Annotated in this window: 19 protein-coding genes; 11 read left to right on the top strand and 8 right to left on the bottom strand. The window is 70.9% G+C overall.

The genetic code is table 11. The annotated features are described in order from the left end of the window. Positions 1 to 2 precede the first annotated feature (2 nt). Complete coding sequence (locus Q5H91_RS09070; protein WP_305173066.1) at positions 3 to 773, bottom strand: hypothetical protein; 771 nt, start codon at positions 771 to 773, stop codon at positions 3 to 5. Positions 774 to 1,008: 235 nt separating this feature from the next. Between Q5H91_RS09070 and Q5H91_RS09065 the strand changes: the two genes are divergently transcribed. From Q5H91_RS09065 to Q5H91_RS09035, 7 genes are all read left to right on the top strand, one after another. Beyond that, complete coding sequence (locus tag Q5H91_RS09065) at positions 1,009 to 3,114, top strand: malate synthase G (protein ID WP_305173065.1); 2,106 nt, start codon at positions 1,009 to 1,011, stop codon at positions 3,112 to 3,114. Next, the gene (locus tag Q5H91_RS09060) at positions 3,114 to 3,641 is read left to right on the top strand and encodes a gamma carbonic anhydrase family protein (protein WP_305173064.1); all 528 of its coding nucleotides are present in this window, start codon (positions 3,114 to 3,116) and stop codon (positions 3,639 to 3,641) included. The genes Q5H91_RS09065 and Q5H91_RS09060 overlap by 1 nt, the downstream gene beginning before the upstream one ends. A gap of 157 nt (positions 3,642 to 3,798) precedes the next feature. Beyond that, on the top strand, positions 3,799 to 4,638 hold the full coding sequence (locus Q5H91_RS09055; RefSeq protein WP_305173063.1) for a hypothetical protein: 840 nt from the start codon (positions 3,799 to 3,801) through the stop codon (positions 4,636 to 4,638). 11 nt (positions 4,639 to 4,649) lie between these two features. Next, complete coding sequence (locus Q5H91_RS09050; RefSeq protein ID WP_305173062.1) at positions 4,650 to 5,138, top strand: hypothetical protein; 489 nt, start codon at positions 4,650 to 4,652, stop codon at positions 5,136 to 5,138. After that, a complete protein-coding gene (locus Q5H91_RS09045; RefSeq protein ID WP_305173061.1) occupies positions 5,135 to 6,325 on the top strand; it encodes a hypothetical protein in 1,191 nt (396 codons plus the stop codon). The genes Q5H91_RS09050 and Q5H91_RS09045 overlap by 4 nt, the downstream gene beginning before the upstream one ends. A 77-nt stretch (positions 6,326 to 6,402) precedes the next feature. After that, on the top strand, positions 6,403 to 11,370 hold the full coding sequence (locus tag Q5H91_RS09040; protein WP_305173060.1) for a hypothetical protein: 4,968 nt from the start codon (positions 6,403 to 6,405) through the stop codon (positions 11,368 to 11,370). Further along, positions 11,370 to 11,885, top strand: coding sequence for a hypothetical protein (locus tag Q5H91_RS09035; protein WP_305173059.1), 516 nt, complete (start codon positions 11,370 to 11,372; stop codon positions 11,883 to 11,885). Before Q5H91_RS09040 ends, Q5H91_RS09035 begins: the two co-directional genes overlap by 1 nt. Here the strand turns inward: Q5H91_RS09035 and Q5H91_RS09030 are convergent. From Q5H91_RS09030 to Q5H91_RS09020, 3 genes are read right to left on the bottom strand one after another with little or no spacing between them, the layout of a single operon-like run. Further along, positions 11,864 to 12,562, bottom strand: a complete 699-nt coding sequence (locus tag Q5H91_RS09030) for an ATP12 family chaperone protein (RefSeq protein ID WP_305173058.1) — start codon at positions 12,560 to 12,562, stop codon at positions 11,864 to 11,866. The two genes, Q5H91_RS09035 and Q5H91_RS09030, sit on opposite strands and share 22 nt — an antisense overlap. After that, positions 12,559 to 12,777 carry a hypothetical protein gene (locus Q5H91_RS09025; protein ID WP_305173057.1) on the bottom strand — a complete coding sequence of 73 codons (219 nt, stop codon included), beginning with the start codon at positions 12,775 to 12,777 and terminating at the stop codon, positions 12,559 to 12,561. Before Q5H91_RS09025 ends, Q5H91_RS09030 begins: the two co-directional genes overlap by 4 nt. After that, the gene (locus Q5H91_RS09020) at positions 12,774 to 13,442 is read right to left on the bottom strand and encodes an HAD-IA family hydrolase (RefSeq protein WP_305173056.1); all 669 of its coding nucleotides are present in this window, start codon (positions 13,440 to 13,442) and stop codon (positions 12,774 to 12,776) included. The genes Q5H91_RS09025 and Q5H91_RS09020 overlap by 4 nt, the downstream gene beginning before the upstream one ends. A 98-nt stretch (positions 13,443 to 13,540) precedes the next feature. Here Q5H91_RS09020 and Q5H91_RS09015 point away from each other — a divergent pair, with 98 nt between their 5' ends. From Q5H91_RS09015 to Q5H91_RS09005, 3 genes are read left to right on the top strand one after another with little or no spacing between them, the layout of a single operon-like run. Continuing rightward, complete coding sequence (locus tag Q5H91_RS09015; protein ID WP_305173055.1) at positions 13,541 to 13,870, top strand: PadR family transcriptional regulator; 330 nt, start codon at positions 13,541 to 13,543, stop codon at positions 13,868 to 13,870. A 2-nt stretch (positions 13,871 to 13,872) separates the two neighbouring features. Further along, positions 13,873 to 14,427: a hypothetical protein gene (locus Q5H91_RS09010; RefSeq protein WP_305173054.1), complete on the top strand. Its 555-nt coding sequence runs from the start codon at positions 13,873 to 13,875 to the stop codon at positions 14,425 to 14,427. Between the two features lie 8 nt (positions 14,428 to 14,435). Beyond that, on the top strand, positions 14,436 to 15,125 hold the full coding sequence (locus Q5H91_RS09005) for an aspartate/glutamate racemase family protein (RefSeq protein ID WP_305173053.1): 690 nt from the start codon (positions 14,436 to 14,438) through the stop codon (positions 15,123 to 15,125). Here the strand turns inward: Q5H91_RS09005 and Q5H91_RS09000 are convergent. From Q5H91_RS09000 to crcB, 3 genes are read right to left on the bottom strand one after another with little or no spacing between them, the layout of a single operon-like run. Further along, positions 15,122 to 15,709 (bottom strand): FMN-binding negative transcriptional regulator, encoded by a 588-nt coding sequence (locus Q5H91_RS09000; RefSeq protein ID WP_305173052.1) that lies wholly within the window; start codon positions 15,707 to 15,709, stop codon positions 15,122 to 15,124. The two genes, Q5H91_RS09005 and Q5H91_RS09000, sit on opposite strands and share 4 nt — an antisense overlap. Beyond that, positions 15,709 to 16,809 (bottom strand): RluA family pseudouridine synthase, encoded by a 1,101-nt coding sequence (locus tag Q5H91_RS08995; protein WP_305173051.1) that lies wholly within the window; start codon positions 16,807 to 16,809, stop codon positions 15,709 to 15,711. The genes Q5H91_RS09000 and Q5H91_RS08995 overlap by 1 nt, the downstream gene beginning before the upstream one ends. Further along, the gene (crcB, locus tag Q5H91_RS08990; RefSeq protein ID WP_305173050.1) at positions 16,806 to 17,180 is read right to left on the bottom strand and encodes a fluoride efflux transporter CrcB; all 375 of its coding nucleotides are present in this window, start codon (positions 17,178 to 17,180) and stop codon (positions 16,806 to 16,808) included. The genes Q5H91_RS08995 and crcB overlap by 4 nt, the downstream gene beginning before the upstream one ends. Positions 17,181 to 17,331: 151 nt before the next feature. Here crcB and Q5H91_RS08985 point away from each other — a divergent pair, with 151 nt between their 5' ends. Then, positions 17,332 to 17,553, top strand: a complete 222-nt coding sequence (locus tag Q5H91_RS08985) for a hypothetical protein (RefSeq protein ID WP_305173049.1) — start codon at positions 17,332 to 17,334, stop codon at positions 17,551 to 17,553. 36 nt (positions 17,554 to 17,589) lie between these two features. On the opposite strand, the gene Q5H91_RS08980 is transcribed toward Q5H91_RS08985, so the two are convergent. Further along, a complete protein-coding gene (locus Q5H91_RS08980) occupies positions 17,590 to 18,180 on the bottom strand; it encodes a glycine zipper 2TM domain-containing protein (protein WP_305173048.1) in 591 nt (196 codons plus the stop codon). Positions 18,181 to 18,280 lie beyond the last annotated feature (100 nt).

The raw sequence follows: 18,280 nt of genomic DNA, 5'->3' as shown, positions 1-18,280 counted from the left end.
GCCTATTGTTGCTCGGTACGGGTCAGGTCGTCCAGCCGCTCGGCCAGCCTGTCATACCGGCGGATCGTCTCGTCGGGCTCGTTCAGCGAGATGGCGCGGGCGCGATCCCAGCGGCGGCGCACGGCGACCAGCTCGTCGGTCGGCACGCCGGCACGGGTCGCATCGTCATAGGCGGCGCGCAGCCGGCGGTCGGCACCGATCACGTCGCGGTAGATGCAGTGATCCTCGTCCGCGCCGGGCGGGCAGTCGTTCTGGACCGCCGGCCGCGCCGCCGCCGCGCGGCGGGTCCGTACCGGCGCGGCGGAGCGATCGGTGTCCTCGTCCCGCTCGACCGCCACCGCCGGACGCAGCGCCGGGCGGTCGTCGACCGGGGCCGGGCCGAAATCATCGGCGCTCAGCGTCTCGACCCGCTCGCGCCCGTCCTCGACACCCGGATCGGTGACCGCGCGGGGCAGGGCGGCGGCGGCGACATAGGCGGCGGGCGCGGGCCGCTCGGCGACCGGCGTGGTGGTGTTGCCCGGCACCAGGGTCAACGCGAACCGCACCGCCAGCGCGATAACGAACAGGGCTGCCAGCACCGGCGCGGCAAGCAGCAGCCAACGCCGCGAGGGGGCGGACGGCTCGACCGAAGCGGGCGGCGCGAGCGGACGCGGTGCGGCGCCGGTTTCCGCCACCGGCCGGACACGCGTGTCGTCGGTCAGCGCCGGTGCGGCGCCGAACACGCGCTCCATATCCGCCCCGACGCTGCGGTCCCGGTCGAAATCGACAGTCATTCCATGCCCCTGTTGTCGGGTCTGGCCTCTAGCCTCGAGGTCGTGAACCGTGTGTTTACGGGCACCCATTTCTCCTGCAGGTAGCGCCATTCTACGGCAAAGCGGCGGCCTTGCGAAGCCGCCCCTATGTCGCAAAGGCGACAGGGCGATGGCATGCCGCGATCGGTCATCGGACGACTACCGATGGCGACACGGACCGGCTATCGCCGCGGACAGAACAAAGGGGAGATCGAGGTTGGCCGAGCAGATCGAACGCGCGGGACTGGGCGTCGCCAGCCTGCTGGCCACCTTTGTCGAGGAGCAGGCGCTGCCCGGCACCGGCGTGTCGCCGGACGCTTTCTGGCAGGGCGCCGCCGCGATCTTCGCGCGCTTCGCCCCACGCAATGCGGCGCTGCTGGCGGTCCGCGATACGCTCCAGGCGCAAATCGACGCGTGGCACGACAGCCGCGCGGGCGCGGTCATCGAGCAGGCCGAGTATCAGGCATTCCTGCGCGAGATCGGCTACCTGGTTGCAGAACCCGCGCCCTTCGCGATCGGGGCGACCCGGGTCGATGCGGAGGTCGCGTCGCTCGCCGGACCGCAGCTGGTCGTGCCGATCCTCAATGCCCGCTTCCTGCTCAACGCCGCCAACGCGCGCTGGGGCAGCCTGTACGATGCGCTCTACGGTACGGACGCGCTGCCCGGTGCGGCGACCGGAAAGGGCCACGACCCGGAACGCGGGGCGCAGGTGATCGCCTGGGCGAAGGCGTTTCTCGATGACGTGGTGCCGCTCGCATCCGGATCGTGGACCGGGTGGACCGGGGGCGATCCGGTGCTTGCAGATCCGGCGCAACTGGTCGGCCGCGCCGGCGACACGCTGTTGCTGCGCCACCATGGCCTGCATCTGGAGCTGGTCGTCGATCGCGACCACCCGATCGGCCGCGACGATCCGGCAGGGCTGGCCGACGTCATCCTCGAATCGGCGCTGACAGCGATCGCCGACCTGGAGGACTCGGTCGCCGCGGTCGATGCCGAGGACAAGGTCGCCGCCTATGCCAACTGGCTGGGATTGATGAAGGGTGACCTGTCCGCCAGCTTCGACAAGGGCGGGCGCAGCGTCACCCGCGCGCTGGCGGGGGATCGCCGCTACACCGCCGTGGACGGCGGCGGCGAGCTGGTGCTGCCCGGCCGCAGCCTGATGTTCGTGCGCAACGTCGGCCACCTGATGACCACGCCGGCCGTCACGCTCGCGGACGGCGGCGAGGCGCCGGAGGGCGTGCTCGACGCGATCGTCACCAGCCTGATCGCGCTCCACGATCTGCGCGGCGGCGGGCGCAACAGCCGCGCCGGCAGCATCTATATCGTCAAGCCCAAGATGCACGGCCCCGACGAGGCGGCCTTCACCAACGACCTGTTCGACGCGGTCGAGGATCTGCTCGATCTGCCGCGCCATACGATCAAGGTCGGAGTGATGGACGAGGAGCGGCGCACCTCCGCCAACCTCGCTGCCTGCATCCACGCGGTCCGCGACCGGATCGTCTTCATCAACACCGGCTTCCTCGATCGCACCGGCGACGAGATGCACACGTCGATGCGCGCCGGCGCGATGATCCCCAAGGGCGAGATGAAGAACGCCGCGTGGATCAGGGCGTATGAGGATCGCAACGTCCAGATTGGCCTCGCCTGTGGGCTCGGCGGGCGGGCGCAGATCGGCAAGGGGATGTGGGCGGCGCCCGACCGGATGGCCGACATGCTCGACCAGAAGATCGCGCATCCGCGTACCGGCGCCACCACCGCCTGGGTGCCGAGCCCGACTGCAGCGACGCTCCATGCGACCCATTACCACCGCGTCGACGTCACCGCCCGCCAGGCCGAGCGGCGCGGCGAGCCGGTGGCGCCGCTGGGCGCGCTGCTTGAGGTGCCGGTCGCGACAGGGCGCAACTGGCAGCCGGACGAGGTCCGCGCAGAGCTGGACAATAATGCGCAAGGGATTCTCGGCTATGTCGTTCGCTGGATCGATCAGGGCGTCGGCTGTTCCAAGGTGCCCGACATCCACGACATCGGCCTGATGGAGGATCGCGCGACGCTGCGCATCTCGTCGCAGCACATCGCCAACTGGCTGCTCCACGGCGTCGCCGACGCCGCGCAGGTCGACGCTGCCTTCGTCCGCATGGCCGCCAAGGTCGATGCCCAGAATGCCGGCGACCCGCTCTATCGCCCGATGGCGGGGCACGAGGACGACAGCCTGGCCTGGCAGGCCGCACGCGCGTTGGTGTTCGAGGGGACAGCGCAACCCAATGGCTATACCGAACCGCTGCTCCACCGCTACCGCGCCGAGGCCAAGCAGCGGGACGCCGGCTGATGCCCCGCTATGCCATCGACGGCAAGAAACCGCAGCTGGGCGAGGGCGCGTGGATCGCGCCGTCCGCCGACGTGATCGGCGACGCGCATCTGGGGGCGGGGGCCAGCGTCTGGTTTGGCGCCGTCATCCGGGCGGACAACACCCCGATCCTGGTCGGCGCGCGGACCAATGTGCAGGAGGGGGCGATGCTCCACTCCGACCCGGGCAGTCCGCTGACCATCGGCGAGGGGGTGACGGTCGGCCATCATGCGATCCTCCACGGCTGCACGATCGGCGACAATGTGCTGGTCGGGATGGGGGCGACGGTGCTGAACGGCGCGGTGATCGGTGACGACTGCCTGATCGGCGCCGGCGCGCTGGTGACCGAGGGCAAGACGTTCCCGCCGGGCAGCCTGATCGTCGGCGCTCCCGCGCGCGCGGTGCGGACGCTGTCGGCCGAGGCGATCGGCGGGCTGCGGCTGTCCGCCGCTCACTATGCCGCCCGCGCCGCCGCCTATGCCACTGGACTGACGCGCCTGCCGGATTGAGGCCGCAGAGACCGGGCCATCGCCAGGGCGATCGGATAGCCTACCTACGACGTTGGTCGAATCGGCCGGGTCGCGCTCTGCCGGTGTAAGGTCCGTTTAACGACTTTCAGGCCTGACCTGTTTCGCACAAATCGGCGAAAGGGGGAATTGGCGACACATGCCGCGGCAAGGAGTCATCGGAACGGGGTTTACGGCGCTGGCGCTTGCCGCCGCGCCGGCTGCCGCCGCGACGACGCCCGCCGGCACCCGGATCGAGAACACCGCCGCCCTGTCGGCCGGCACCGATCGTGTCGCCAGCAACACCGTCGTGATGACCGTCGACGAACTGCTCGACGTCACCGTCGTCGCGGATCATCCGCAGCTGGCGGTGGCCGCGCCCGACACGGTGCTGCCGGTCGGCTTCGTCGTCACCAACACCGGCAACGCCAGCGCCGCCTTCACCCTGCTCGCCACCGCCGATCGCGGGGCGGAGCCGGTTGCGCCCGACGCCAGCATCACCCTCGCGCCCGGCGAGAGCCGCCACGTCGTCGTCGGCCTGCGCGCCGGCGCCAGCGGCACCACCGTCTCGCTCGCCGCCACCGCCGCCAAGGGGCATGGCGCACCCGGTACCGTCGTCGCGGGCGCGGTGATCGGCCAGACCGGCGCCAGCGCCACCGCACGCACCGTGCTGGTCGACGGCGCCGACGCCGGGCCGCGGCTGGAAAAGTTCCAGTCGGTCCTTGCCGCCGACGGCTCCGCCCGCCCGCGTCCCGGCGCGATCATCACCTATCGGCTGGAGGCACATTTCACCGGCCCGACGCCCGATGTCGCGATCGCCGACGCCGTGCCCGCCGGCACCGTCTTCGTTCCCGGCAGCATCACGCTCGACGGCCGGACGCTGACCGACGCGGCCGACGGCGACGCCGCCGCCTTCGACGGCACCACCGTCCGCATTGCCCTGGGCGACGTCCCGGTCGCGGCCGTGCGCACCATCCAGTTCCAGACCCGCATCCAATGAGGACCGCGCCGATGTTTCCCAGCTTCCTCTCCAGCGCCGCCGTCTCGGTATCCGCGCTCGGCCTGCTGATGGTCGCGCCCGCGATCGCTGCCGGCCCGCTCGAGGTTACCGCCCACATCCTGGTCGAGGCGAAGCAGCGTGCCACGGACGGCACCACCCGCGTCGCGCTGGTGCCCGCCACGCGCGTCGTGCCGGGCGACCGCGTCGTCTTCCAGCTCGCCTATCGCAACACCGGGCGCCAGCCGCTCGCCGACATCGTCCTCGACAATCCGGTGCCTGCCGCCATCGCCTACCGCGCGCCGGCAGAGGGCTCGGCCGCGCCGGAGCTGACCGTCGACGGTCGCCGCTGGGGTCCGCTCGCCACGCTCGACGTCGCGCTGCCGGGCGGCGGCACCCGTGCCGCCACCGCCGCCGACGTGACCCGCGTCCGCTGGCGCCTCGGCGCGCCGCTCGCGCCCGGCGCCGCCGGCCGCCTCGCTTTTCAGGCGGTGCTCAAGTGACCCGCCGCCCGCTCGCCACCATCCACCAGGGGAATCGCCAGATGTTCGCAAAGAAGGCCGTCGCCGCACTGCTCACCGGTACGGCTGCGATCGGCGCGGCCGGGGCCGCGCAGGCCCAGACCACCACGCCCGCCGCGCAGACCACCGCCGCCGGCACCGTCATCAGCAACACCGCGTCGGTCAGCTATACGGTCAACGGCACGGCGCAGACGACCAACTCGACGACCGCCAGCTTCGTCGTCGACCGCAAGGTGAACTTCACCGTCGTCACCGACCAGAGCGGCTACACCCAGGTCAATCTGAACCAGCAGAACGCGGTCACCACCTTCCGCGTCACCAACCTGACCAACGGCACGCAGGACTTCCTGCTCGATGCCGACCAGCCGGGGCTGCTGACCGGCCTCCTGATCGGCACCGACAATTTCGACATGCTGAACCTGCGCGTCTTCGCCGACAGCAACAACAACGGCGTCTATGATCCGGGCGTCGACACCCAGACCTATATCGACGAGCTGGCACCCGATGCCTCGGTCGCGGTGTTCGTCGTCGGCAACGTGCCGAACCTGCCCAGCGCGTCGATCGCGTGGGACTCGCTCCACGTCACCGCCGCCGCCGGTGGCGCGACCGGGACGAAGGGCGCGGCGCTGATCGCGACCGACCTGAACCTGGGCAACGCCGACAATACCGTCGACATCGTCTTCGCCGACGACGACAGCGACGGTGCGCTCAATCTGGGCGACATCGCCCGCAATGGGCAGGGGCGCGCCTATTCCGGCTATCAGGTCGGTGTCCGCAACGTCGCGCTCACCGTCAGCAAGTCCGCACGCATCCTGTCGGACGGGGTCAACACGCTGAATCCCAAGGCGATACCGGGTGCGACGGTGGAATATTGCCTGCTCGTCAACAATGCGACGACCACGACTCCGGCGACAGCCGTCGCGCTGACCGACGTGGTGCCCGCCAACACCACCTATGTCGCCGGATCGATCTCGATCGGCACGCCGGGGCTGCTCGGCGTCGCCTGTGTGGTGAACGGCAGTACCGAGGATGACGACGCCGACGATGCGGCCGAGACCGACGGGCTGACCGCCTCGTTCGATACCGCCACGAAGACGGTGACCGCCAATGTCGGCGACGTGGCCGGCGGCGGGCGTATCGCCGCATCGTTCCGCGTGACGATCAACTAGCGCCCAGCCGGCCCCATTCCCGACAGATCAGGAGAAGCCGCTCCGGCGCGTGGGTACGCGCCGGGGACCGACCCCGCATGTCCATCGCGCGACGCCTTGCCCTTGCCGCGGCCCTGATCGGGCTGGCTCCTGCCGTGCCGGCGGGGGGGCAGGTCGCGCGTGTCGAGAACACCGCCACCCTGTCGTTCGGCACCACCGGCGCGCGGCAGGCGGTGCAGTCGAACACCGTTGCCATGACGGTCGAGCGCAGCAAGGTGGCGACCTCGCTCAGCTTTCGCCTGCCACCGCCCGGATACCGGATGAGCGGGATGGCCTGCGACGCCGCGACGCATCGCTTCACGCCCGCCCCGATCGACGCCGCCACGCTCGCCGCCTCGCCGCCGGCGGTGACGCTGGAGCCGCAGGCGGCGATGATCTTCGTCCTCGACAATCCGGGCGGCAACCATGACCCGACCGCGGTCGAGGGTGCGTGGATCAGCGTGTCGTCGGGCAACTTCAGCGGCCGTATCGAGCTGATGGAGACGGGCGTCGACACCGGCGTCTTCGCCGGCGGCCTGCCGCCGATCGGCACCCATCCCGAACTGTCCGCCTGCGATCCCAGCTTCGCGCGCGGCAGCCGCCTGGTGCTGAGTTTCCACGAGGATGATTACAGCCTGGCATCGACCAGCGCGACGCTGATCGATCCGGCCGGCTATGTCTTCGATTCCACCACCGGCGCGCTGATCGACGGCGCGACGGTGACGCTGCTCGACGATCAGGACCGGCCGGCGATCGTGTACGGCGAGGACGGCGTCAGCCGCTATCCCTCTACCGTCGTCAGCGGCGACGGCGCGCAGGATGCCAGCGGCCGTCGCTATCGCTTCGCGCAGGGCAATTACCGTTTCCCGTTGGTCGCCGCCGGCACCTATCACCTGCGCATCGTCCCGCCCGGCAGCTATACCGCCCCCTCGGTGCAGGACCCTGCGGTACTCGCCGCGCTGCGCGATCCGAGCGGCCGGCCGTTCCTCATCAATCCGGCATCCTTTTCCGGTCGCTTCACCCTGTCGAACCCCGATCCCTTCTTCGCCGACATTCCGCTCGACCGGCACGGCGACACGGTGCTGCTGCTGACCAAGACCGCGTCGGTGCGAGAGGCGTCGCCCGGCGATTTCGTCCAGTTCCGCGTCACGCTGGAGAATCGCGGCGATGCGCCCGTGTCGGGCATCCACCTGACCGACATCATGCCCGCTGGCCTGCGGTACGAGCATGGCTCCGCGCGGGGCAGCGAGCAGCCTCTGCTGTCGGCGGACGGCCGCAACCTCGATTTTGCCCTGCCGACTGTCGCCGCCCGATCCAGCGTCGACGTCAGCTACGTCATGTCGGTCGCCCCCGGCGCGAAGCCGGGGGAGGCGGTGAACCGCGTCCTCGCCTCGGGTTCGGCCGGCGCCACTGCGAACGAGGCGTCGGCCTCTGTCCGCATCCGGCCGCTGCTGTTCACCGACGGCTTCTCGCTGATCGGACGCGTCACCGCCGGTGCCTGCAACGCGCCCGCGGCGGGGCGCAGGGGCATTGCCGGCGTGCGCCTGATGCTGGAGGACGGCACCTTCGTCGTCACCGACCGCGACGGGCTCTACCATGTCGAGGGCATCCGGCCGGGCCGCCACGTCGTCCAGCTCGACACCGCGACGATGCCCGCCGCCTATGAGCCGGTGGCCTGCGACGACGACACGCGCCAGGCCGGCAGCGCCATCTCCCGCTTCGTCGAGAGCCAGGGTGGCCTCTTGAAGCGCGTCGATTTCCAGCTGCGCCCCACCGGTCGCGCGGTCGCGGCCGAGGTGCTGCCGATCACCGTCGCCAGCGATGCCGCCGCCGCCGGTGGTGATCGCGACTGGTTCGCGGGGCAGCAGCCCGGCATCGCCATGCTGTTTCCGCAGGCCGATCACAATCCACGCAGCCCCGCCGTCCGCGTCGTCATCAAGCATGCTCCCGGTCAGCGCGTCGCCCTGTCGATCAACGGCGCCCTGTCCGACCCGATCGCCTTCGACGCGACCGACAGGAATGCCGAGGGCACCATCGCCATCTCGCGCTGGAGCGGCCTGCCGTTGGCCGTGGGCGACAACCGGATCGAGGCGCGCGTACTCGGCGCCGACGGGCAGGTCGTCGAGACGCTGACCCGCTCCGTCCACGTCGCGGGCGTCGCCGCGCACGTCACGGCCATGCCCGATCTGGGCCGGCTGGTCGCGGACGGCGTCACCCGGCCGCTGATCGCGGTACGCGTCACCGACCGGGCCGGCCGTCCGGTCCGTGCCGGTACGCTGGTGCCCTATCAGGTCGCGCGGCCCTATGCGCCCGCGCTCGACGTCGCGCTGGAGCAGGCGCGGCGCCAGGACGCCGGCGCCGTGACGCCCGCCGCCACCGCCCGCGTCGTCGGCGACGACGGCGTCGCCTTTATCGCGCTCCAGCCGACGACCCAGGCGGGCAACGCGCGCGTCACCGTCAGCCTGACCGACGACACGCTGGTCCGCACCACCGAGCTGCGCGCCTGGCTGGCGGCATCGGCCAAGGACTGGACGGTCGTAGGCTTCGGCGCCGGCACCTTCGGCTACGACATGCTCCAGCGCCACGGCCGCCCGATGGCGACCCGTGGGGCGGGAGAGGTGCACGCCGATGGCCAGCTCGCCCTCTATGCCAAGGGGCGGATCAGGGGATCGTGGTTGGCGACGATCGCATACGACAGCGACCGCCGCCGCGACCGCAGCCGCGGGCTGCTCGGCACGATCGATCCCGACCGCTACTACACCGTCTATGGCGACGGATCGCAGCAGGCTTACGACGCGCCGACCGCCGGCAAGCTGTACCTCCGCCTCGAGCGCCGCGAGTTCTACGCGCTGTTCGGCGATTTCGAGACCGGGCTGACCGACACCCGCCTCGGCCGCTACAGCCGGACGCTGAACGGCGCCAAGGCCGCGTACGAGAATGGCGCGCTGACCTTCACCGCCTTCGCCGCGCACACCGACGAGCGCTATGCCCGCGACGAGATCGCCGGCAACGGCCTCAGCGGCCCGTACCGCCTGTCGGCGCGCGACATCGTGCCCAACAGCGACAAGCTGCGCATCGAGGTGCGCGACCGCTTCCGCTCGGAACGGATCGTCGCATCGACCGCGATGACCCGCCACATCGATTACGACATCGATCCCGTTGCCGGCACGATCCGCTTCCGCGAGCCGGTGCTGACCCGCGACGCGCAGCTGAACCCGATCTTCATCGTCGTCGACTATGAAAGCTACGGCACCAGCCGCAAGGTCGCCGCCGGCGGCCGCGTCGCCGCACGCACCGCTGGCGGCCGGGTGGAAGTGGGCGTCACAGCGCTTCACGACGACACGATCGGCAACGCGACCGTCCTCGCCGTCGACACCCGCCTGCGCCCCGACGACACCACCGAGATCCGCGCCGAGGCGGCGGCGGGCGGGCGCGGTGGGCTCGACGCGGGGCGGGCCTGGCTGGTCGAGGCGGAGCATCACGGATCGGCGCTCGACGTCATCGGCTATGCGCGCCAGCAGGATCGCGGTTTCGGCGTCAACCAGCAGAACATCGTCGAGGGCGGCACCCGCAAGCTCGGCCTGGACGGGCGGGTCCGCCTGACCGACCGGGTGTCGCTGACCGGCACCGCCTGGCACCAGCAGCAGCTGGACAGCGCCGGCCGCCGCACCGCGCTCGACGCGCGGCTCGAATGGCGTCGCGCCACCGGCAGCGCCTTTATCGGCACGCAATGGGCGATGGATCGCGGTCTCGACGGCGAGGATCGCGACTCCCGCCTGCTGACGCTGGGCGGCACCCAGGCGCTGATGGGCGGGCGGCTGTCGCTTTCCGCCCAGACCCAGGTCGCGCCGGGCGGCAGCAAGGCGAGCGTCGACTTCCCCGTCCGCCACCAGATCACCGCCGCCTATCGCCTGCGTCCCGGCATCCGCCTGATCGGCGGCTACGAGATTGCCGACGGCAAGGACTTCACCGCCCGCACCGCCCAGTTCGGCTTCGACGTCGCTCCCTGGACCGGGGCCAAGCTGATGAGCACGCTCAACCAGCAGGGCATCAGCGAGAATGCCGGTCGCACCTTCGCGCAATACGGACTGAGCCAGTCGCTGCCACTGGGCCGGAACTGGACGGTCGACGCGACGCTCGACGCCAGCAGCACGGTGCGCGGCCGCATCGCGGAGGGCGCGGCGATCAACGCGTTCCAGCCGGTCGCCTCCGGCGGGTCTCTCTCCCAGGGCGACCGCGTCAATGGGGATTATGCCGCGGTCACCCTCGGTGCCGCCTTCCGCGCCGCGCGCTGGTCGTGGAACGGCCGCGCCGAGTATCGCGACGGCGGCAGCGGCAACCGCTTCGGCATCACCAGCAACGCGCTGCGCTCGCTGGGCGAGGGACGGACGCTCGCCTCATCGCTGCGCTGGTACCAGGTGCGGCAGGACAATGGTGCGATCGCGTCGAGCGCGACTGCCGACCTGGCGCTCGCCTGGCGCCCGCTCGACAGCCGCTGGTCGCTGCTCGACCGGCTTCAGTTCCGCAAGGAGCGGGCGGATGCCGGCTTCACCGACCGCAACGTGCTGGGCGTGCCGGCGATCGGCGGCAGCTATCAGGCGTCGCTGCGCGCGATCAACAACCTCGCGCTCAACTATCGCAGCGGCGACGAGGGTGTCGGCCACGGGGTCGAGGCAACCGTCTATTACGGCGCCAAGTGGGTGCGCGGTAAGTTCGGCGGCGACGAATATACCGGCTATGTCGACGTCACCGGCGCCGAGTTCCGCCTCGACATCGCACCCTCGCTCGACATCGGCGTGCAGGCATCGGCGCAGCATGCCTGGAGTCGCCACGCGCTGAAGTTCAGCGTCGGGCCGATGCTGGGCGTCTCGCCGGCGAAGAACCTGTGGTTCAGCGTCGGCTACAACATCTCGGGCTATCGCGACCGCGATTTCTCCGCCGAGCGCCAGACCCGCGCCGGCCCCTATGTCACGCTGCGGCTGAAGTTCGACCAGACGCTGTTCGGCGTCGGGCGGGCAGGGCGGTGATGCGGCGCCTGCTCCTCCCCGCCGCGCTGCTGGCCGCCACGCCCGCCACCGCGGCACCGCTGACCATTACCAAGACGGTGACGATGGTGTCCGACCCGCTCGGCAACCTGCTGCCCCGGTCGCTGCCCGGCTCCGTCGCCGACTATCGCACCCGCGCCGAGAACCCGACGGCCAACCTGCTGAAGCCGGTGGGCGACATCGTCCTGCTCGAAGAGCTGCCCGCCAATGTCGACCTGCGCGTCGCCGACCTGAACGCGGGCAAGGGGCCGGTGGAGTTCTCCGACGGCAGCCTGCTCGGCACCGGGCTGGCGGCGAGCGGGCTGACCTATGCCTTCACCGCGCTGGCATCGACCACCGACGGGCTGGAATTCTATAACGGCACCAGCTGGGCGTATCAGCCGGTCGCCGACGCGGATGGTTATGACCGCAACGTTCGCGCGATCCGCGTCAAGCTGGGCGCGACCTTCGCGACGGGCACGTCGTTTCAGCTCCGCTACCGCGTCCGCATCCGCTGATCCGTCAGCCGCAGGAAGGCGACGGCGGCGTCATATTCCATCCGGCGCGCCGCCAGTGCCTCGGCAGCCAGCGCGTCCTGTCCCCAGCGCTCCGCCTGCCACGTCGCGTCGAGTTCTGCCGCATCCCAAGCCGCGCCGGGCGCGATGGCGTCTTCGACCAGCGCGAGGGACAGCACCAGCGATCCGGTCAGCGTCACGATCGGCGACAGCGCCGCCAGCACCCACGCGTCCTGTGCCGCCACCGCCTCGGCCAGCCGCGCGACGGTCGCCGCCGGCTGCGCCTGGTGGATGATCCCGGTCGCGAGGGTGAAGTGGACGTCGTACCGCCCGCGCGCCCAGTCGAGCGGCGGGTCCCACATCTCCGCCTGCCGCGCGACCAGCTCCGCCGGCTCATCCGCGCGGTAACAGAGCAGGTCGGTCTCGGCATAGCTGGCCAGCCCCGCCGCGAACACGCCCGGCGCTGGCGCGATCCGCTCGATCGCCGCGTTGGCCAAGCCGGTCAGCCGCATCGCGCGCGGGTCGATATCGCCCTCGACCGCGCGCCACTCCGCCGCCACCGCATCGGCCAGCGCCGCGGTCGGCAGCACCAGCGGCAGCCGCCCCGGCGTGCGCACCGGCCGCCCATCGAGCAGCACGCCGCCGTCGGCGACCGTCACTTCGGTCCAGAAACGCTTCATCGCTTGGGGCTCCGCCAGCGGCGCGCCAGGCTGGCAGGCACGACCATCATCATCAGCATCGCCGACAGGACCAGCGCCACCCCGATCACCTGCGGCGCCAGCGTCTGCGCGCGGCCGAGCAGCACTAGCCCCAGCAGCGCGCCGCCGACGCCCGCTACCCGCACCCCGGTGATGGCCAGCCAGCGCCGCCGCGCGACCGAGTCCGGCACGCTCACGCCGGTGCCCGTTCCAGCATCGCGACCAGCTCGTCGGCGTGCTGCGCGATCACCGCAGCGCCGGCGTCCGCCAGTTCGGCCGTGTCGTGATAGCCCCAGGCGACGCCCACCGCCCGCGCACCTGCCGCCCTGGCCATCGCCATGTCGAAGCTGGTGTCGCCGATCATCGCCGTGTTGGCCGGGGTCGCGCCGACCTCCGCCATGGCCGCCAGCAGCATCGCCGGGTCGGGTTTGGAGGGGTGACGGTCGGCAGTCTGGAGGGTGGCGAAGCGATGCGTCAGCCCGTGCCGCTCCAGCACATGCGCCAGCCCGCGATCCGACTTGCCGGTTGCCACGCCCAGCGTCCATCCCGCCGCCGCAAGCCCGTCGATCGCCGCTGCCACGCCTTCGAACAAGGGTTCGTCGTCTAGCGCGTCGTCGCGGCGCAGCCGCTGATAGACCAGCTTATATTCCGCCGCGAGCGCGTGATGATCCGCATCCGCCAGCCCGGGCGCCAGTACCCGCATCGCCTCTGCCAGGCTCAGCCCGACGATCGCCCGCGTCGCCGCCCGTGGCGGCACGGCAAGCCCCGCCGCGGCGAACGTCTCATCCATCGCCCGGCCGATATTGGCCTGGCTGTCGACCAGCGTCCCGTCGCAGTCGAATACCGCCAGCCTTACCGTCATGCCTGTTCACCCATCATCCGCATGCTCTGGCCCGCCGCCAACACGGATGCAACATCATGATGCCTTGCAATGCATGTATACGTGTGACAAAAGGCAGCATGGATGTCGAATCATGGCAGTCGCAGTTGCGCAAAGGGGCCGCGGAGTTGGTGGTGCTTGCCGCTCTCGACCGGCAACGCGCGTACGGACTGCAACTGCTCGCCACGATCAATGCCGGCGGTGAGCTGGTGACCGAGGGCGGGCTCTACCCGCTGCTCGCACGGCTGGAGAAAGCCGGCCGGATCGCGGCCGAATGGGTGCTGCCCGAGGCGGGGGGCAATCCGCGCAAATATTATGTCCTGACCGACGAAGGCCGCCAGCTGCTCGCCGCGATGCGCGGGCGCTGGGCGGCATTTCGACAAACGATCGACCAGCTGGTGGAGGAATGACGATGACCGACGAACACCGCATCAACGACTATGTCCGCCGCCTGGGCTGGTCGCTCCAGCGCCTAGATCCCGCCGAGCGTACCGCTCTGGTCGACGAGATCCGCAGCCACCTTATCGAGAGCGCGGCGGCGGGCACCGATGCGCTCGACCGCGCATTGGCCGGGCTCGACACGCCCTATGCGCTCGGCCGCCGCTTCGTCGAGGAGTATGAACTGGCCGGCGCCGTCTCCGGCTCGGGGCCACGGCGGCTGCTGGTCGCGCTGCTCGGCCGCAGCACGCGCCGCGTGGCGGGCGCCAGTGCGGTATTCGTCGCGATTCTCTGCTATCTCTGTGCGCTGATCTTTGCCGCCATGGCCGCGATCAAGCCCTTCGCCCCCGGCCGAGTCGGTGCCTGGCGCGTCGGCTCGGGCTGGGAAGCGGGGATACTGATCCCGACCTCGAACGCGCCCGAACTGCTCGGCCTGTGGATCATCCCGCTGTCGATCGCGCTCGCCATCGCCAGCTATCTCGCCGGCACGCTCGTCCTGCGCCACACTGCGCGGCTGATGCTGCGATAGAGGCCAGGATGCGGACGATCGGCATCATCGGGGGCATGAGCTGGGAAAGCTCGCTCGAATATTACCGCATCCTCAACCAGGCGGTGCGCGCGCGGCTGGGCGGTCACCACTCGGCACGCATCCTGATGCTGTCGGTCGATTTCGCACGGATCGCTGCGCTCCAGCATGCCGGCGACTGGGCGCGACTGGGCGACGAGATGGTGGCCGCCGCGCAGGCGCTGGAGCGCGGCGGCGCCGCGTGCGTCCTGATCGCGACGAACACGATGCACCTGCTCGCGCCGCAGGTCGCGGATGCGGTCGCCATTCCGCTGCTTCATATCGGCGACGCGGCTGGCCGCGCGATCAAGGCCGCCGGCCATCGCCGCGTCGGCCTGCTCGGCACCGCCTTCACCATGGAGCAGCCCTTCTATGCCGAGCGCCTCGCGCAGCATGGGCTGGAGGTGCTGGTACCCGACGAGGCGGACCGCCGCACCGTGCACCGCGTGATCTATGACGAGCTGGTCGCCGGCCGTATCGAGCCCGCCTCCCGCGACGCGTACCGCGCGATCATCGCCCGGCTGGTCGCGCGCGGTGCGGAGGCGATCGTGCTCGGCTGTACCGAGATCATGCTGCTGGTCGGCGAGGGCGACAGCCCCGTTCCCCTGTTCGACACGACCCGCCTCCACGCGCTGGCGGCGGTGGAGTGGGCGCTGGCCTAGCTCCGCATTGCCGCAGCCAGCGCCACGTTGCCGGCAGCGTCCAGCCCGGCGACCGTGCCGGCGCGATCGGCGGTGGTCTTGTTCTGGCTGAGCTTGCGGGTGCCGCGGATCGCGGTCGGGGTCAGCTCGAAACCGACGATGCCGCGCAGCAGCGCCACGATCCGCGCGGGATCGGTCTTGTCCCGCGTCCACGGCGCCGCCGGGTTGACCCGCGGCTCGTGCACCGCCGCCAGTTCGTCGAGCTGCGCCAGCAGTTCCGCCTCGTCCAGCGGCGCGACGATGCCGTCGATCTCGACCGCGACATAGTTCCAGGTCGGCACCTGATCGACCGGCGCCGCGTACCAGTTGGGGCTGACATAGCCGTCGACGCCCTGCACGCTGACCAGCGCCGCAGCCCCCGGCAGGTGCGGCGCAATCCGGTTCGCGCGCGACACGTGGAAGCGCAGCCGGTCGCCATGGCGCGTCACCGGCGCGTGGACGACCATCAGGCCCTCCGCCCCGGCGAGGAAGATGTGGGCGAAACCGATCGTGCCTGCCAGCGCCAGCCAGTCCTCGTCGCTGCGGAACGCCGGTGCCGGGTGCATCAGTCCCGCGACCCGCGGCCCCGCCGCTCGCCGCGACGCTCCTTGCGGACCGACTTGGCATGCGCCTTGGCACGCTGCTTCAGCACCGCCTTGGGCGGCGGGCCCTTGTCTTCCTGCAACTCCAGCGCGTCGCCCAGCGCCGGGTCGAAGCCCAGGCTGGCGAGGCTCTCGGCGAAGTGCGAGGGCAGGTCGGCGGTCACGTCGATCCGGCCGCCATCGGGATGGTCGACGCGAATGCGGCGCGCGTGCAGGTGCATCTTGCGGGTGATCCCGCCGGTCAGGAACGCCGCCGGACCACCATATTTGCCGTCGCCGACGATCGGGTGGCCGATCGCCGCCATGTGCACGCGCAGCTGGTGGGTGCGCCCGGTAAAAGGCTGCAGCTCGACCCAGGCCGCGCGGTTGCCGGCCCGCTCGATCACGCGATAGCGGGTGCGCGCCGCCTGGCCGTTCTCCTCGTCGACATGCATCTTCTCGCCGCCGGTGCCGGGCTGCTTGCCGATCGGCAGCTCGACCATGCCGTCCTCGATCGAGGGTACGTCGACGATCAGCGCCCAATAGACCTTGCGCGCGGTCCGGCCCGAGAACGCCTTGGCGAAGAACGCCGCCGCGCGCGCGGTGCGCGCCACCAGCAGCGCACCCGACGTATCCTTGTCCAGCCGGTGGACCAGCTTCGGCCGCCCCTCGTCGTCGTAACGCAGCGCGTCGAGCAGCCCGTCGATATGCTGGGTCGTCTTCGTCCCGCCCTGCGTGGCGAGGCCGGGCGGCTTGTTGAGGACGAACGCCTGCGGGTCGCGGTGGATCACCAGCTCGCGCATGAAGGCGATCTGGTCCTCGGCCAGCGGCGCACGCACCCGCTCGGGCTTGGCACCCGGCAGCGGCGCGGCCTCGGCCGGGGGCACGCGCAGGATCTGCCCGGCCTTGATCCGGTCACCCGGCGTCGCACGCGATCCGTCGACGCGCAGCTGGCCGGTGCGTGCCCATTTGGCGACGGTGGTGAAGCTGGTGTCCGGCAAGTGTCGCTTGAACCAGCGATCGAGCCGGATGTCGTCGTCGTCATAGCCGACGGTGAACTGCCGGACGTCCTTCGTATCGGTCATGCCCAGCTCCGTGTCATCGCCAGCCCGGCGACCAGCGCCGTCACCGATCCCGCCACCGAAACCAGCGCATAGCCCATCGCCATTCCCACTTGCCCCCGCTCGGCCAGTGTCACGACGTCGAGCGAGAAGGACGAGAAGGTCGTAAACCCGCCCAGCACGCCGACCGCCAGCAACAGCCGCCACGGCTCTGCCGCCGACATGCGCGCCAGTACGCCGACCAGCATCCCCATCAGCAGCCCGCCGACCAGATTGACGGTCAGCGTGCCCCAGGGCAGGTCCGGCCCGAACAGCGCGAGCATCGCCCGGCCGGTCAGGTGCCGCGCACCCGAGCCGAGCGCGCCGCCGAGCATCACGAGGATAAGAGAGGGCATCTCGCCGCCCTAGCGCGAAGGCGGCGGCGCGGCAAACGCGGCGTCGAAGCGGAAGCGGGGCGGAGCAGGGGATGCAACCCGCCGCAGCGACGGGGGTTGACCATCGGTGACCGGCGGCGATGATGCGGCCGGGTGGAAGGGGAGCCGCAACTTGCTCAATCTGGTCTCGATCGTCATCGGCTTCGTCACGCTGGCCCTGGGCCTGATCGCGTTCGTGCCGCTGCTCGGCTGGATGAACTGGCTCGTCATCCCGATCGGCATCGTCGGCGCGGCGATCGGCGCCATGTCGTCGAGCAACGGCGGCCGTAACATGAACCTGGTGCTGATCGTCATCTTCGCCCTCCGCCTGATGCTGGGCGGCGGCATCATCTAAGAAAAAAAGGCCCGGATCGCTCCGGGCCTTCCCTATTCAGCGGCAGACCACCTGCCCGCGATCGACCGACCGCCCCAGCAGCGCGCCGCCACCGGCGCCCAGCAGCGTGCCGAGCAGGCTCGACCGGCCATTGTCCAGCAGGCTGCCCAGCACGCCGCCCGCGACGCCGCCGACGATCAGCCCGGTCGTGCCGTCGCCGCGGCGGCAGTAATAGCGCCCGTTATAGCCGCGATAGACGCGGTCGTTCCGGCCCAGTCGGCGCGGCTGATAGTAGCGGCCGTCGCGATAATAGCGGTCGGCGTAATAGGTACGCTGCCCCGGCTCGAAACGGTTGTAGTCGTAGCTGCGATACCGACGCCAGTCGCGCGCACGATCCTGGCGAATATCGCGTAGGTCGTTGCGCCGGTCGCGCCGCGCGTCGTTCACTTCGTGGCGATAGTCGCGGCGCGCATCGCGCACGTCGCCGCGATCGTCGGCATTGCGCATGTCGCGGCGATAGTCGCGCCGTGCGTCGCGGACCTGGTCGCGATACTCGCGGTCGGCCTCGCGGCGGGTATCCTGTGCGACCGCGGGCGCGGCCGTCGCGACGGTGGCGGCCAGGGCCGCGGTCAAGAAGGCGAAACGCATACTCACTCTCCTTATGGTGGGATGAGAACGGTCCGGTTCTACGCCAGGTTGCGTGAACCCATAACTACGTCGCGTTCATCGCCGCGACAGCGCGAACCAC

This window comes from Sphingomonas aurea, assembly GCF_030678875.1.
Taxonomy (GTDB): domain Bacteria; phylum Pseudomonadota; class Alphaproteobacteria; order Sphingomonadales; family Sphingomonadaceae; genus Sphingomonas; species Sphingomonas aurea.
Note: the sequence above shows the minus strand (reverse complement) of the source record. Positions and strands in the feature narration are given on the sequence as shown.